Below are 15,198 nucleotides of genomic sequence, written 5' to 3' on the forward strand. Positions count from 1 at the left end.
TGCATCGCTTACGTCAACCCCATGGCGAGGAACTACGGGCCTCCAGGACGCTGTTACGCGTGCCTCGAGTTGTCCCTTCCTCTTAAACGCGCCCGGATTTTACACATTCCGGCCTCGGCAGCTTGCGAAATTTAGCGTGCGTTTATTCAAGATGGTTACACTCGGCTGGTGCTGTCACTTGTTCACCGATTGACGAGGACATATGTTCGCGTTGGCGGCGGGTGAGAGCGAATCAACGTGAGGAGAACGATCATGAAGCGCACCCTCTCGATAGCGATCTTCGCGGCTATTCTTTTTGGGATGCTCTACGTCGGCCCGATCCCTGCTGCGCGTGCTGATGAAGGCGCCGGCTGTTCACTCGCCGGCGTAGCCGGAGCATACGGATTCACGTATACCGGACTTGCCGTACTGCCTTCGAGTACCGTTCCTGTTTCTTCGGTGGGAAGCTTCCGAACAGACGCGGCCGGGAATTTCATTGGGAGCGAATCGAACAACACCGGCGGCAATTCTGTGGCTGAAACCATTCAGGGGACCATCACCGTAAAGCACGATTGCTCTGGTGCGCTCGTCGCCAAAGTCTATTCGGGCGGAATGCTCGTTCGCACAAGCTATATCCACCTACAGTATGAAAATAACGCAACCGAAGTCTTGGGGATCTTTGAAAAAGTCGTGTTACCGGACAATTCGATCCTACCGGTTGTCATCACCATAGACGGAAAAAGAATAGATCGCGAAGGCCGATAGCAACCGCGAAGCCCGCCAACTCAGCACGATCAAGGCCTGCAGCGACGTGGCAGACCGCTGCAGGCCCGCCTTTAGGCTGCATTTAGCCTCAGCAACTATGATGTGAGAACTCTTCTTTCAAAATTTTGGAGGAAATCACAGTGCGTTGGAACCCGTCCTTGAACATCTTGATAACGGCGACGGCGTTCGCCGTCTTCTTCAGTGCCGCGCTGCTGATCGGCTGCAGCGTCGGTGGTCCAAGCACGGAAGATCGTGCACCGTTCGGACAAGTTCTGCTCAGCCAGAATTCGTTTGATCTTGCCGGGTGCGGTGGGCCCACTTCGGCGACGTTCACAGCGTCGCAGGCAAATTATCCAGGAAACTTCTCGGCCGTGAGCGCTGACACACGCTTAGTTCAAGTCACGCTCGCGTCAGCGCCCGGCACGTTCCTTCTGCAACAAGAGGGTGCGGGCGTTCCCCCTCCGGCAACGACGATTACGGTCACCGGCGGCGGCGGACTGCAGGCTACGGCGACCGTCACCACTGGATTTCACATCTGCGGATAGTCCAGCGGTCACCCGTAAAGGGGGCCGATGGTCGGCGCCGTAGGCACGTAGCTCAGATATTCTGTGCTTCCTCGAGCGCGCGTTCTTCCGGCCATGCCGCACCTTCGGCCGCGAGCGTTTCGATCTCGGCATCGCTCAGCCGCTCGCGCAAGATCGCGGTGACCTTTTCATAGCCCCACCTTTCAGTCGGTTGTCGTTCGTACCCGAGTTCCCGAAACCGCGCGTCGACATAACCGATGAGCTGCGCCGCCCTGTGAATGCCTTTCCGCTGGGTCGCTAGCAGCGCGAGATGTTGCAACGCGATGACGATCAACAAGGGGTATTGCGCTTGCCGGGCCCAACGCAACCCCGTCTGTGCGGATTCATACGCACCGTCGACGTCGCCCAACGCGAAGCGGTACGCGGCCATGTTTATGTTGTCCGTGGCCAAGTGCGTGATGTTCTTCCCGGGTGTTAGGATGTCTAGCGCTTCAGTCATGAGGTGGATCGCCTCGTCAGGCTGACTGGCCGCAAAGGCCAACTCCGCGAGATTTGCCAGCACGATGGCCGTGCCGTCATCGTCGCCGAGTGATTTATTGACGTCAAGCGCCTGCGCGTACAACGCACGGGCCGCAGCGGCATCGCCTCGATTCCACTGATTGCCCGCCAGCAAGTTCAGACAGTCGGCCTCTCCGCGTTTATCTCCTAGCGTCCGCATCGCTGCAAGAGCGCTGTCGAAGATCTCGCTTGCCTCCTCGAAGCGCCCCATGTCGAAAAGACCGACGGCGAGATAGTAGAGCGCCCATGCCGACCCGCGCGCATCTCGCGTCGATCCATAGAGAGCGACGGCACGTTGCGCGAAATCGTGCAAGCGGCTACCGACGGAAAGCCTGCAGCGCGCAAGCCACAACCCGGCCGCCACGTTGGGGAACGCAGATTCGTCGAGATCGGCTTGCGCGCGGTCGATCCAACGCCGCCCTTCAAGTGAAAGGCCGCCGACGAACCATAGCCAGCCTAGCCCTCCGGCCATAGATGCGCCCAGTGCAGCGTCGCGCCCGCCGGTGAGCGCCCAATCCATTGCGGCGCGATAGTTGTCCAAGTCCAATTCCATTGCCGCGAGCCACTTAGATGTCGAACCTGCGCCGCGGAGGACGTCTGCTGCTTGCGCCTGATCGCGAAAATATTCTGCATGGCGTCGCGCCAGCCGGTCATGTTCGCCAGCTGCAGCAAGTTTCGCAATGGCGTACGCGCGAGTGGACTCGAGCAGCCTGTAACGCTCCTGCTCGCCGCTCGTGTCTGCCACGAGGAGCGATTTGTCGCCCAACATCGACAGCAAGTCGACGATATCGCTTTCGTCGAGACCGTCGCCGCCGCACACCGCCGCGGCGGCATCGAGGCTGAACCCGCCGGCAAAGATGCTCAACCGATTGAAGAGCGTCTGCTCTTGCGGCGCGAGCAGATCGTAGCTCCAGCTTATGAGTGCTGTCAGGGTCTTCTGTCGAGGCAGCGCAGTCCGGCTTCCGCCGGTGAGAACCTTAAAGCGCTCGTTTAGCCGTTGGGCGAGATTAGGTATGCTGAGCACCTTTACTCTCGCCGCCGCAAGTTCGATCGCGAGCGGGATGCCGTCCAGTCGCCGGCATATTTCCGCGATGATGGGCGCGTTGTCGCTGTTCAGAACAAAGCGCACATCTGACGCTGTGGCCCGGTCGACGAACAGGGCTATGGCGCCGAAATCTGACGCGCGCTGCGCCGTGAGTCCCACGGTCGTTTCAGGCACTGCAAGCGAAGGCAAGCGATAGAGAACCTCGCCGGGAATGCCGAGCATCTGCCGTGACGTGGCGACGATCTGCACTTGACTTGCGGCACCTAAAATAGCAGCGGCGATTGCCGCGGCGGCGTCGATCACGTGCTCGCAGTTGTCCAGCACGAGCAACAACTGTTTGCGCTTGAGCCACTGCGGAATCGCCTCGTCGATACTGCTGCCCTCGGCCTGCGTCATGCCGACTACCTTTGCGACCACGCTCGTCACGAGCTCCGCGTCCGCGACGGGGGCGAGATCGGCGAACCAGACGCCGTCTGCAAAACTGTCGATGAGATCAGCGGCTGCCTGTAACGCAAGCCGCGTCTTGCCGATGCCACCCGCACCGGATATTGTGAGCAATCGGTGGTTACTTACGAGTGCTTTGACTTCTTCGAGCTCTTCCGCTCGGCCGAGAAGGGTCGTGAGCTGAATCGGCAGATTGTTCGCTCGTGCGTCAAGCGAGTTGAGCGGCGGAAACTCCCGCTGCAGACCCGCCGTAGCCAGCTGCCAGACGTGTTCAGGTTGCGTGAGGTCTTTCAGCCGCCGCAGCCCGAGGTCGATGAGCGTGGCGCCCGGCGGCAGTACGCGGCTGACCGCATGCGCCGTCGCGCCGGAGACCAAGACCTGACCGCCGTGACCGATGGACATGATCCGCGCCGCCCGGTTGACGGAGGTTCCGTAATAGTCGCCGCCGCGCTCCTCCGCAGTACCGGTGTGCACCCCCATGCGGACGCGCAGGCCGCCGACAGCCGAGAAATCTTCTTCTTCTAACGTGCGCTGCGCATGTGACGCGGCTGCGATCGCGTCACGCGGCGTTTGAAATGCGACACAGAACGCGTCGCCTAGCGATTTGAAGACGTGACCGCCGTGTGCGTCGATCGCACTGGATACGATCTGTTCATGGCGTGCGACCGCCGCCTTCATCTGGTCGGGTTGCGCTTCCCAGCGGCGTGTCGAGCCTTCGATATCCGTGAAGAGAAATGCCACTTCGCCCGTGGGGAGGTGGGCTCGCTCCACCTTTTTGGCCGGCATTACACCTTCGGAAGACATTGGCAGTGCGCTTCTGTCGCAACCTGGCTCTGCCCTCGGCACCACAGACGTCCGCCCAAATCATTTCCGTCGGCGCCGAAGGAGTAAGAAAGCCGCCACTGCCGCGAACAGCGCAAGGCCGATCGTTCCGCTTCGCGCGGCGTTGTTCGACTCGACGCGAACGTCCGGCATGAACCGTCGTTCCGGGAATGCGTCGTCGCTCGGCCTGCTGCGATCGTCGATGGCCATCTTCAGCACCTGTGCCGGGTGAAGCGCCTGCCGTCCGGTCGTCTGGGCGATCTGTTCTCTACAGCTGAAACCATTCGCGACGATGAGCGCGCGTTCGTCGGCCTGTCGCACCTTGGGCAAAAGCACTCGCTCGCCCACAGCGATGGACACATCGTAGTGCCGCGCCTCGAAGCCGAACGGACCCGCCATGCCGCAGCAGCCGCTGTCCGGATATTCCGATTCAAGGCCGATCGCGTCGAACAGCTTTCGCTCGCTCGATGCGTCGAGAATTGCTTTTTGGTGACAGTGCTGCTGGACGAGCGCTTTGCGGCGCAATCGCGGCGGCGCGTATTCCGGCGCTCTCTTGGCGAGAAATTCCGTGAGCAGAAAAGTGCTCTCCTTGAGCCGCCTCGCGTCTTCGTCCGGCCCGAGAAGATTGAGCATCTCGTCGCGAAATATCGAAAGGCAGCTCGGTTCCAGGACGACGACACAGACTCCAGCCCGAATCTGGGGACGCAGCGCCTCGAGGATGCGGTGCAGCATCGTCTTAGCCCGGTCGAGCATGCCGAAATCGTACAGCGGACGTCCGCAGCACAGCGGAACGGCCGGAATCACGACGCGGTAGCCCGCATCTTCCAGCACTTCGACGGCCGCCTGCGCTGTTGACGGATGGAAGTGGTTGTTCCAGGTGTCCGGCCACAGCAGCACGTCGCCTTTTGGTGCCGCACGATCCCGGGGCGGCCGCGCGGCGAACCACGCGCGGAACGACTGCGGCGCGAACAACGGAATCTCTCGCTTGCGCGCGATCGAAACGATGCGTTTTGCGATGTCGCCCACCACCGGCGCGTGCGTCAGCGCGTTGACCAATGCAGGTGCGAGCGATGCGATGCGCGCCCACCAGAACATGAGTCCGAAAGCATATGCTGCGAGCGGGCGCGGTTTGCGCTCGTAGTAGTGGGCGAGGAATTCGGCTTTGTACGTCGCCATGTCGACGTTGACCGGGCATTCGCCCTTACACCCCTTGCACGAAAGGCAGAGATCGAGCGCGTCTTTCACCGCTTCGTCCTGCCAGCCGTTTTTCATCGGATCGCCTTCGAGCATCTCGAAGAGCAAACGAGCTCGGCCGCGCGTCGAATACGCCTCTTCTTTTGTCACCATATAGCTTGGGCACATGGTTCCCGCGTCGTGCTTACGGCATTTGCCGGTGCCGACGCAACGGTTTGCCGCGACTGCAAAGCTCCCGTGGTCGGATTCAAAAGTGAAATGCGTCTTGGGCTCCCAGGGTTTGTAGTCCGGTCCCCAGCGAAGATTCTCGTCGAGCTTGTACGGGTGCACGACTTTGCCGGGGTTCATCATGTTGCGCGGATCCCAGATCGACTTGAACTCCCAGAACGCGTGGACAAGGTCATCGCCGAACATGATCGGCAGGAGTTCGCCGCGTGCTTGCCCGTCGCCGTGTTCGCCCGACAGCGATCCGCCGTGCTCGACGCAGATGCGCGCCATCTTCGTCACGAACTCGCGATATTTGGCGATGCCTTGCGCCGTGAAGAGATCGAAGTCGATGCTCACGTGCACGCACGCCTGGCCGAAATGCCCGTAGATCGAACCCGTGTAATCATAGTCATCGAGCATTTTCTGCAACGCCCGCAAATAGTCGCCGAGCCGCTTTGGGTCTACAGCTGAATCTTCCCAGCCGGGATAAAAGTCGGGTTGGTTGGGGATCTTCGACGTCGATCCGAGCGCTTCGTCGCGAAAGGCCCACAGTTGCGATTGCTGCGCGCTATCCTCCATGAGCTTCATCGCCGGCGGTTCGGGCAGGGACGTGACGGCCTGCATCAATGCGTGCGCGGCCGCCATCGCTTCGCCTTTTGTCTCGCCGCCGAACTCGCAGATCAACCATCCGTTGCCTTCCGGAAACATCGAACGTCCGGTCTCGGTCTTGCCTTTCAATTCGAGGAAGCGGAACATGGAGTCTGCGATCCCCTCGAGCGCGATGGGCGCATGCTCGTCGCAAAACGGAACGTAGTCGCCGGCCGTTGCAAGATCCGCGAAACCTAGGATCAGCAAGACGCGATGCGGCGGACTGTGCACGAGTCGAACGGTGGCCTCGAGGATCGTGACGCACGTCCCCTCGGTTCCGACGAGCGCGCGGGCCACGTTGAACCCGTTCTCAGGCAAGAGCTCGTCGAGCGCGAAGCCGGAAACCCGGCGCGGGATCTTGGGAAAGCGCGCACGGATCGTGCCGGCGTACCGGTCGCGCAGCGCCTTGAGGTCGGCGTAGATCTTGCCTTTCCGGCCGCCGTCGGCGATGATGCGCTCGAGCTCGCCCCCGGAGGTCGGGCCGACGCGCAGGCGCAGACCGTCGTACGTGACGATGTCGAGTGCCTCGACGTTCTCTTGCGTCTTGCCGGCCATTTGCGCGTGCATGCCGCACGAATTATTGCCGATCATCCCGCCGAACGTATTTCGGTTGTGCGTTGCCGGATCGGGGCCGAAGGTGAGATGCCGCTGTTCGGCGCGATTGCGCAGATCATCGTTCACGCAACCGGGTTGCACGCGCGCACGTCTTGCTTCCCAATCGATCTCCACTATCCGGTTCATATACTTGCTGAAATCGAGGATCACGGCCACGTTGCACGTCTCGCCTGCTAAGCTGGTGCCGCCGCCGCGCGAACAGACCGGCGCGCCAAAGGCGCGGCAGGCTGCGAGTGCTTGTTCCACGTCCTTTGCGTCCACCGGAAGGACAAGTCCGATCGGTATCTGACGATAGTTCGAGGCGTCGGTCGAGTACATCGCGCGAGTTCCGGCGTCAAAGCGGACCTCACCGCGTACGCGCCTGCGAAGTTCGGCTTCCAGACCCGCCGCATCGACTGCGTTGGAGCCGTTCGATTCGCGACGTTCGGCCGGCGTCACGACGCGGACATGATTTCAGGCGCTAGGAAAAGAACGTTTCCGGGCACGCTTTCACGCAATCCGTGTACATTCCGCAAATCGGTCGCTCCTTGCGGCACTTTTGCTATCAGACATGGGGTACATAAGCATAGTGGAGTCGTTATCTTCCGAGACAGTGCGCGCTCTGAAGCTGCACGCCAATGACATCCGGCAAGGCATCATTCGATCGCTCGTCGCGGCCGGTTCGGGCCATTCGGCCGGGCCGCTCGATATGGCGGACGTTTTCGCAGCCCTCTACTTTCACATCCTGCGCAATAAGCCGTCTGAACCCGAATGGGCGGATCGCGACAGATTGCTGCTTTCCTGCGGACACATCGCGCCGGTTCGCTACAGCGCGATGGCGTACGCCGGGTATTTTCCAGTCGAAGAATTGACCACGCTGCGCAAATTTGGTTCGCGCTTGCAAGGACATCCGGAGCGTATGCGCCTTCCCGCGCTGGAAACCACCTCGGGGCCGCTCGGCGAAGGACTCGCGCAAGGCACAGGAATGGCGTTGGCGGCGAAAATGGACGAGGCGCAATGGCGCACGTACGTCGTCACATCCGACGCTGAACACCAATGCGGGCTGCACTGGGAAGCCGCGATGACGGCAGCTAAATTCAAACTCGACAATCTCACCTGCATCATCGACCGGAACTTCATTCAAATAGACGGCGGCACCGAAGACGTCATGCCGCTCGAACCGCTCGCGGACAAATATCGCGCGTTCAATTGGGAAGTCTTCCAGTGCGACGGCAACGACATCGCGGAGTTCATCACCACGATGGAAAAGGCCAAAAGCGTCCGCGGCAAACCGCAAGTCGTCGTCGCGCACACGCTGCCCGGCAAAGGCGTCGCGTACATGGAAGGGGATTATCGTTGGCACGGCAAGCCGCCCAATCGACAGCAAGCCGATGAGGCGCTGAGCGAATTGTCGGCGCAGCGAGAGGCGCTGGTGAAACACGATGAGTAACGCACGCCGCACGCAGACCGCTCAGACCCAGCCGATGCATCTCGTCGACCTCGAAACCGCGAAAATTCAGCTCGTTCCGACACGCGATGGATTCGGCGAGGGTTTGATCGCGGCGGGGCGGGCAAACCCGCAGGTCATCGGGATATGCGCAGACTTGTCGGAATCGACGCGCATGGAGGGTTTCAAAACCGCGTTCCCCCAGCGCTATATCGAGATCGGCGTGGCGGAACAGATGCTCGTAGCGATGGCGGCGGGTCTGGCCGCGATCGGCAAGATCCCATTTATCGCGAGCTACGCGATGTTCGACCCGGGCCGCTCGTGGGAGCAAGTCCGGACGACGATGGCGCTGAACGAGATGAACGTGAAGATCGCGGGCGCTCACGCGGGCGTCTCTGTCGGACCGGATGGTGCCACGCACCAAGCCATCGAGGACATCGCGATCATGCGGGTCATCCCGAACATGCTCGTCGTCGTGCCGTGCGACTCGATCCAGACGCACAAGGCCACGGTCGCGGTCGCCGAACGCTTCGGACCGACGTATTTGCGTTTCGGACGCGAAAAATCCGCGATCGTCACGACCGACGACACGCCGTTTGAAATAGGCACGGCCCAGACGTTTCGCGGCGGCGACGACGTCGCCATCGTGGCCTGCGGAATCCTCGTCTACAACGCGCTGCAAGCCGCGCGAGAATTGGCGGAGCACGACGGAATCGAGTGTCGCGTCATCAACAACCACACCATCAAGCCGATGGATGAGGAAGCGATCGTCGCAGCCGCGCGTGAGTGCGGCGCCTTCGTGACCGTCGAAGAGCATCAAGTGCACGCGGGCATGGGCTCGCGGGTGGCGGAGATCACCGCGCAGCATCATCCGATACCGATCGAATTCATCGGCGTGCAAGATCAGTTCGGACAATCGGGAACGCCGGCCGAATTGATCGAGCACTACGGCATGGGCACCGAGTCCATCAAGGACGCCGTCCGGCGCGTCCTCAAGCGTAAACGCTAATCGTGAGTCCGACCGAATCGCCCTTTTTCTGGCCGAATGTCCGCGATGGGCAGACGGTGACCGGGGTATACTTATGCCTATGAACAAGCATAGAAAGGCTGGGGCCGCGGTTCTCGCCATCTTCGTGCTGGCAGCCGCGTTCGGCTATAACGCACGCGCCCGAGCCGACGAGGGTCCGACGTACGACGGACCGATATCGCCGCCCGAAGCACAATTCATCCAGTCGATCCAAAACGATTTGTACAACCGTTTCAAGCACGCGAGCGATGCCGAGAAGGCGGGCTACGTCCGCTATACGGGCGTTGACGAAACGGGCGCCATCAGCTACGCGAACCGGCAATGGATCTCCGACCCCACCCACCCCAGTCAGCTCTGGTACGATAAGGACGGCAACATTCTCGGCGCCGACTTCTCCGTGCCCCGGCCGAACGGTGAAGCGCGTCCGCATCTGTGGGGCATCGACCCAGGGCGCTGGGTGGAGTTTGAGGGGCACATCCACTACGTGCTGAAGGATCCCGCCACCGGAGCATTGAGTTACGACCACTGGATTTGGAATAGCGACTTCGTCGCGGCCGGCGGCAGCCTCACAAACCCGTCAGCCGACACCGTCGTGCGTCTCGGCAAGGCGAAGAGCGCCGCAGACGTCGTCACCATCTTTGAATTTCCCACGATTTGGGATCTCATCGTCTGGGTGAAGACAAATCCCGACGGGGCATTTGCCTACAAAAATCCGACAGTGACGCCGTAGAACGCGACAAGCGCAACGGGAAGACATGCTCTAGGGTTCTTCTCGTCACTCTTCGAACGGCGAACTCATGGCCATTTGGATCGTCTTGCACGTCTTGGCGATGTTCATCGCGTTTGGGTTCACAAACGGGATAGGCATCCTCGTAAGCGCGATCGCAGATACGCGCGATGTTCGAGCAATCAGGACAGCAGTACGGATCGGGGGTCCGCTGCAGACAGCCGGCCTCGTCATCATGCTGGTCGGCGTCGTCTTTGGATTCGCATCGGCGGCGAGCGCGGGATTCAACCTCACATCGACGTGGCTCGTCGAAGCATATGTGCTCCTCGCGTTGCTCTTGATCGTCGGAGTCGGCGTGCACAAGACCTGGTTTGGCAGGCTCGCTCGGGCAGCCGCAGCGAGCAGCGATGAGAGCGCGTCACCGGAATTGTCCGCCGTGATCGGCGATCGTCTGGTCCGTATCGCAGGGCCAGTCAGCGGCATACTTTGGATCTTGTTGATCGTGGTGATGGTCGTGAGGCCCTCCTAAGGAGTCACGTTCCCATGGGCACGCTGAAGATTCGAGGCGCGCTGTGTTGCGCCGCAGCCCTCCTAGTGGGGGCTTCTTCTGCCGGCGCCGTGCCCGCTCCGACGCCTTCATCTCCGGCCGATTGCAATTCGACGCCGCAGGCTATGGCGTGCGGCGCACTTCGTGGAGATCGCGCTGAGGGGTGGCTCGCGCAAACCCGCTCGCCGGTGTTGGCGCGCAACGGCATGGTCGTCACGAGTCAACCCCTTGCCGCACAAGCCGGACTGCGCATACTCATGGCCGGCGGGAACGCGGTTGACGCCGCGGTCGCAACCGCTGCGGCGCTCAACGTCACCGAACCGATGAACGTCGGACTGGGCGGCGATCTCTTCGCGATCGTCTACATCGCGCGCGACCGCAAAGTCTACGTGCTCAACGCGAGCGGCACCGCGCCGACGGGCGCCACGGTCGCGCATTTCAACGCTCTCGGCTACAGATACGACCGGCACGACTGGGGGCCGGGTTCCGGCATGCCGTCCGGCGGAATTCTCGACGTCACCGTTCCCGGCGCTGCGTGGGGTTGGGACGAACTGCTCCGGCGCTACGGCACGATGGGTCTGGATCGCGTATTGGCGCCGGCGGTCGACTATGCAGAGAACGGTTTTCCGATTTCCGAGCGCATCGCGCGCGATTGGCAGCTGCCCGACGCACTTCCCCTGCGCGGTTGCTGCTCGCGACTCGATCCCGACTCTGTGATGACCTGGTACGTCAACGGCCGGCAGCCGGAGACCGGGCAGATCTTTCGCAATCAGCAGCTCGCGCACACGTTGCGGCTGATGCAGCGATACGGTCGCGACGTGTTCTACAAAGGAGAGATCGCCCGCGCCATCGTCGCCAAGTCGAATGCGCTCGGCGGCACGATGACGTTGGCCGACCTTGCGCGGTACCACGGCGAATGGGTTGCGCCTTTGCGCGCCGACTATCACGGCTACGACGTCATGGAACTCCCGCCTCCATCGCAAGGCTATGCGACGCTTGAAGCGCTCGACATACTCGCGCAGTGCGTTCCCAAACTTCTGCCAGGACGGTCGCTCGCGTCCCTCGGTCCTACGAATCCGCTCTACTGGCACATGCTCGTCGAAGCGAAGAAACTCGCGTATGCCGACCTTTACGACTACAACGCCGATCCCGACCATGCCGTCGTTCCGACAGATAAGCTCCTGTCGCAAGACTACGCGCGCTCGCTGTGCGCGAAGATCGATCCGGCCCATGCGGCGAACACAGGACCGCCGGGCGAATCCAGCGGCAAAGGCGACACGATCGTCTTGTCGACCGCCGATCGCTTCGGCAACATGGTCTCGTTGGTCAACAGCAACTATGACGGGTTCGGCTCCGGCATCACGGTGCCGGGTTACGGTTTTATCTTACACGATCGAGGCGGGCTCTTCACGCTTGACCCCAAGAGCCCAAATGTCATCGCACCGCAAAAGCGTCCGTTCAACACGCTCATGGCCGGCTTTGTGATGCGTGACGGTCGGCCGTTCATGACGCTCGGCTTGATGGGTGGAGACATGCAAGCGCAGGGGCACGAGCAGATCCTCGTCGATATCATCGACCTCGGCGCGAACGTGCAGCAGGCGGGTGACATGGCGCGCTTCCGCCATTTCGAAGTGACCAACAGGCTGTACTTGGAATCGCCGCTCTACGACCTGCTCGGGGAGCGGCTCAAAGCGATGGGCCACGACGTGCGTTCGTCGAACCGCGCGCCGATGGGCGGATACCAGGCGATCATGGTGCTGCCGAGCGGCGCCTATGCGGGCGGGTCCGATTTCGGCAAAGATGGCGAGGCTGTCGGGTGGTGAACGGCGGGCCGTCGCCCAGCCCACGAGTCACCGGCGCTATCTATCTACTGTATTTTCTTATGGCGATAATCGCCGTCGTGCTTGTCCGTGGGCTTGTCATCGCCGGCGATGCCGCGTCAACGGCGCACAATATCGTCGCGCACGAGACTCTCTTTCGAGCGGGATCCGCAATCGGGCTCATCGGAACCGCACTGTACGTAGCGGTGACGGCCCTCTTCTACGGTCTGTTCAAGCCGGTGAACGAGACGCTTGCGCGCCTCGCGCTGCTCTTCAGCCTTGTGGGATGTGCGATGCAGGGTGCGAGCAACGTCCTCCAACTCGCTGCGTTGGACGTTCTGGGAAGCGGCCGCTATCTCAATTCATTTTCCGTGGAGCAGTCGCAGGCTCTGGCGATGCTTTTTCTCACGCTCCACGCACAGTCCGGATATATCGAGATCATGTTCTTTGGACTTTTCGACCTCGTGATCGGCTACCTCATCGTGAGATCCACGTTTTTGCCGCGCTTCTTGGGCATACTGATGGTGCTTGCCGGAATAGGCTGGTTGACGTTTCTCTCACCGGCATTCGCGAGCCACGCGGCGCCGCTCATCGAAAGTCTCGGCTTCGTCGCGGAGCTGTGCCTGATGCTCTGGCTGATTTTTATGGGTGTGAACGTGGAACGCTGGAAAGAACAAGCCGGCTCAAGGGATGTCTAGCGATACGAAGATGAAGTCGGCGTCGCCGTCCATCACGGCGATCTGGCTGACCGGCGGACCTCCGCGGTAGCTATAGTAGGGAGCGTCGATGCAGGTCGTCACGTGATCGCCGACCCGCATCGCGCGTTTTGCCATATATTGCATGTCCGACATGGTGCTATCGTCGAGGCGAGCGCTGCGCCCATCTGAAAAGCGCATCTCCCCCGCTTGCGATTCCGCCGAGCCCGTGGGCGAATGGATCGCGGAAATCTTGGACTGCTGACATTTCACCTGCGCCGCTGCGACGGTCGGGATCGCCAGCGTCAAAGCCGCCGCCAGGATCCCTTTGATGATGCCGGTATGCGTCATACCGGAAGCGGTTGGACGCACCGCACGAGGACGCCTTTTCCGATTGTAACTTGACAATGAGCGACCGCTCGTGCATTATATCGGTAAAGACTATTTCGCGAGCCGGTGCGCCGAGGGTGCCACCGGCTCTTGCTATTTTGCGAGGGTGGCCCACCTATGGTTCGCAGCAATCGTCTGACATTTGCGCTTGGGGCGGCAATGCTCGTTTTGCTGTGCGCGAAAGCGGACGGCGCGCATGGTTCGGCTGTGCGCACCGGTACCGCGGCGACGCCGCATGTCCTGACGATCTCGGACGCAGGCGACGTCAACACCCTCAATCCGCATTTCGGGTCGACCGCAGCCGTCGCAAATCTCTCGGAGATGACGATGGCGTGGCTGATCAAGTGGGACGAACACAACCAGCCGTACCCGGAGCTCGCAACGCAGGTTCCGACGCGTGCGAACGGCGGCGTCAGCGGCGACGGCCTCACGATCACCTATCACATCCGTAAGGGCGTCAAGTGGTCGGACGGCGCGCCGTTCGATGCCGATGATGTCGCGTTCAGCACGGCGGTCGTGAACAATCGAGCCAACAACGAGGTGAGCCGCCTCGATCAAATCATCAAAGTGGACGAGCCTGACAAGTTCACGATCGTCTTTCACCTCAAGAAGCCGTACTCGCCCGCCATCGCCACGTTCTTCTCGAGCTGCTGCGCAAACCCGAGCCTCCTTCCCAAACACCTGTTGGCGCGATATCCGGACATCAACAATGCCCCGTACAACTCGCTGCCGGTCGGAATCGGACCATTCAAATTCGCACGCTGGGATCGCGGCAAGCAAGTCGTGCTTGTCGCAAATCCGCTCTATTGGCGCGGCCGCCCGAGGCTCGACAAGATCATCTACAAGATAATCCCGGACAGGGATGATCTGCTGTCGCAGCTAGCCGCACACAACGTGGACATGTGGTATCAGTTCAGCGGCGCATACCTGACGCGCATCCAAGCCTTGGATGGTTACACGATCTACCGTCAGCCGAGTTACGCGTACAACCACTACGACTTCAACCTCACCCATCCGGCAGTCGCAGATCCTATCGTACGCCGGGCGTTGCGGCTCGCGTTCAACCGCCCCGCGCTCGTCGAGAAACTCGAACACGGGGTCGGCGTCGTGCAGGACTCGGTGACGCCGGCGACCGCTCCGTATTTCGTCGACATGGGCGTGACGCCGTTCGATCTCGCGAAAGCAAATGCCATGCTCGATCAGGATGGATGGGTGCGCGGCGCCGACGGCATCCGTTCGAAGAACGGAATCAGGCTCGAACTGCGCGTGGCGGTCCAATCCGGAAGGCCAGACACCGATGCGCAAGTCGCGCTCATCGGCGACGACTGGAAAAAGATAGGCGTCTCACTGCGCGTACGCCACTACCCGCCGGACCTGATGTTCGCGCTGCCCCAGAAGGGCGGCGTCGTGTTTGGGAACGACTGGGATGTGGTCACGTTCGCGTGGGCGGCCGACCCGCTCGGCGACTATTCAGGCATCTATGGCTGCGACGCATTCCCGCCTGCCGGCCAGAACGACGCGCGCTGGTGCAACAAGACTGCTCAGCGGGCGATGGACGCAGTCTTCGGGCACTACGATCTGGCACAACGCAAAGCGGACCTCGCGGTCATGATGCACGCGTTTATCCAGGACACGCCTTCCATCGTGTCGTTCCTGAGGGTGGATCTTTTCGCGTACGACAAGAACCTCAAGAACTATCATCCGAATAATCTGACGCCGTTCGACAATATGATGAACGTCGACATCTGACGGACGCGGTTGGGCC

Annotated in this window: 12 protein-coding genes; 9 read left to right on the forward strand and 3 right to left on the reverse strand. The window is 61.3% G+C overall.

Annotation, left to right across the window (positions count from 1 at the left end; genetic code table 11):
* Window positions 1-252 precede the first annotated feature (252 nt).
* Window positions 253-744, forward strand: coding sequence for a hypothetical protein (locus VKT51_05415; GenBank protein HLJ83593.1), 492 nt, complete (start codon window positions 253-255; stop codon window positions 742-744).
* Window positions 745-902: 158 nt separating this feature from the next.
* Complete coding sequence (locus tag VKT51_05420; GenBank protein ID HLJ83594.1) at window positions 903-1,289, forward strand: hypothetical protein; 387 nt, start codon at window positions 903-905, stop codon at window positions 1,287-1,289.
* 52 nt (window positions 1,290-1,341) lie between these two features.
* On the opposite strand, the gene VKT51_05425 is transcribed toward VKT51_05420, so the two are convergent.
* Window positions 1,342-4,101 carry a tetratricopeptide repeat protein gene (locus VKT51_05425; protein HLJ83595.1) on the reverse strand — a complete coding sequence of 920 codons (2,760 nt, stop codon included), beginning with the start codon at window positions 4,099-4,101 and terminating at the stop codon, window positions 1,342-1,344.
* A gap of 78 nt (window positions 4,102-4,179) precedes the next feature.
* On the reverse strand, window positions 4,180-7,239 hold the full coding sequence (locus VKT51_05430) for an FAD-binding and (Fe-S)-binding domain-containing protein (protein ID HLJ83596.1): 3,060 nt from the start codon (window positions 7,237-7,239) through the stop codon (window positions 4,180-4,182).
* Between the two features lie 112 nt (window positions 7,240-7,351).
* Here VKT51_05430 and VKT51_05435 point away from each other — a divergent pair, with 112 nt between their 5' ends.
* The 6 genes from VKT51_05435 (at window position 7,352) to VKT51_05460 (ending at window position 13,046) form a co-directional block, all read left to right on the forward strand.
* Complete coding sequence (locus VKT51_05435) at window positions 7,352-8,230, forward strand: transketolase (protein ID HLJ83597.1); 879 nt, start codon at window positions 7,352-7,354, stop codon at window positions 8,228-8,230.
* The gene (locus tag VKT51_05440; protein HLJ83598.1) at window positions 8,223-9,236 is read left to right on the forward strand and encodes a transketolase C-terminal domain-containing protein; all 1,014 of its coding nucleotides are present in this window, start codon (window positions 8,223-8,225) and stop codon (window positions 9,234-9,236) included. The genes VKT51_05435 and VKT51_05440 overlap by 8 nt, the downstream gene beginning before the upstream one ends.
* A gap of 79 nt (window positions 9,237-9,315) precedes the next feature.
* Window positions 9,316-9,984 (forward strand): hypothetical protein, encoded by a 669-nt coding sequence (locus VKT51_05445; protein ID HLJ83599.1) that lies wholly within the window; start codon window positions 9,316-9,318, stop codon window positions 9,982-9,984.
* A 67-nt stretch (window positions 9,985-10,051) separates the two neighbouring features.
* Window positions 10,052-10,510 carry a hypothetical protein gene (locus VKT51_05450; GenBank protein ID HLJ83600.1) on the forward strand — a complete coding sequence of 153 codons (459 nt, stop codon included), beginning with the start codon at window positions 10,052-10,054 and terminating at the stop codon, window positions 10,508-10,510.
* Between the two features lie 14 nt (window positions 10,511-10,524).
* Window positions 10,525-12,351: a gamma-glutamyltransferase family protein gene (locus VKT51_05455; protein HLJ83601.1), complete on the forward strand. Its 1,827-nt coding sequence runs from the start codon at window positions 10,525-10,527 to the stop codon at window positions 12,349-12,351.
* Window positions 12,348-13,046 carry a DUF4386 domain-containing protein gene (locus tag VKT51_05460; GenBank protein ID HLJ83602.1) on the forward strand — a complete coding sequence of 233 codons (699 nt, stop codon included), beginning with the start codon at window positions 12,348-12,350 and terminating at the stop codon, window positions 13,044-13,046. Before VKT51_05455 ends, VKT51_05460 begins: the two co-directional genes overlap by 4 nt.
* Here VKT51_05460 and VKT51_05465 read toward each other — a convergent pair.
* Window positions 13,032-13,415, reverse strand: a complete 384-nt coding sequence (locus tag VKT51_05465; protein HLJ83603.1) for a hypothetical protein — start codon at window positions 13,413-13,415, stop codon at window positions 13,032-13,034. The genes VKT51_05460 and VKT51_05465 overlap by 15 nt on opposite strands.
* Before the next feature lie 135 nt (window positions 13,416-13,550).
* On the opposite strand from VKT51_05465, the gene VKT51_05470 reads away from it, so the two are divergent.
* Window positions 13,551-15,182 (forward strand): peptide ABC transporter substrate-binding protein, encoded by a 1,632-nt coding sequence (locus tag VKT51_05470; protein ID HLJ83604.1) that lies wholly within the window; start codon window positions 13,551-13,553, stop codon window positions 15,180-15,182.
* Window positions 15,183-15,198: the final 16 nt, after the last annotated feature.

This window comes from Candidatus Eremiobacteraceae bacterium (genome assembly GCA_035295225.1).
GTDB lineage: Bacteria > Vulcanimicrobiota > Vulcanimicrobiia > Eremiobacterales > Eremiobacteraceae > JABCYQ01.

What these genes read in the sequence shown, in the direction of transcription:
- VKT51_05445 (HLJ83599.1), top strand. Translation starts at nt 9,316, where the DNA reads ATGAACAAGCATAGAAAGGCTGGGGCCGCGGTTCTCGCCATCTTCGTG.
- VKT51_05425 (HLJ83595.1), bottom strand. Translation starts at nt 4,101, where the DNA reads ATGCCGGCCAAAAAGGTGGAGCGAGCCCACCTCCCCACGGGCGAAGTG.
- VKT51_05470 (HLJ83604.1), top strand. Translation starts at nt 13,551, where the DNA reads ATGGTTCGCAGCAATCGTCTGACATTTGCGCTTGGGGCGGCAATGCTC.
- VKT51_05435 (HLJ83597.1), top strand. Translation starts at nt 7,352, where the DNA reads ATGGGGTACATAAGCATAGTGGAGTCGTTATCTTCCGAGACAGTGCGC.
- VKT51_05450 (HLJ83600.1), top strand. Translation starts at nt 10,052, where the DNA reads ATGGCCATTTGGATCGTCTTGCACGTCTTGGCGATGTTCATCGCGTTT.
- VKT51_05415 (HLJ83593.1), top strand. Translation starts at nt 253, where the DNA reads ATGAAGCGCACCCTCTCGATAGCGATCTTCGCGGCTATTCTTTTTGGG.
- VKT51_05440 (HLJ83598.1), top strand. Translation starts at nt 8,223, where the DNA reads ATGAGTAACGCACGCCGCACGCAGACCGCTCAGACCCAGCCGATGCAT.
- VKT51_05455 (HLJ83601.1), top strand. Translation starts at nt 10,525, where the DNA reads ATGGGCACGCTGAAGATTCGAGGCGCGCTGTGTTGCGCCGCAGCCCTC.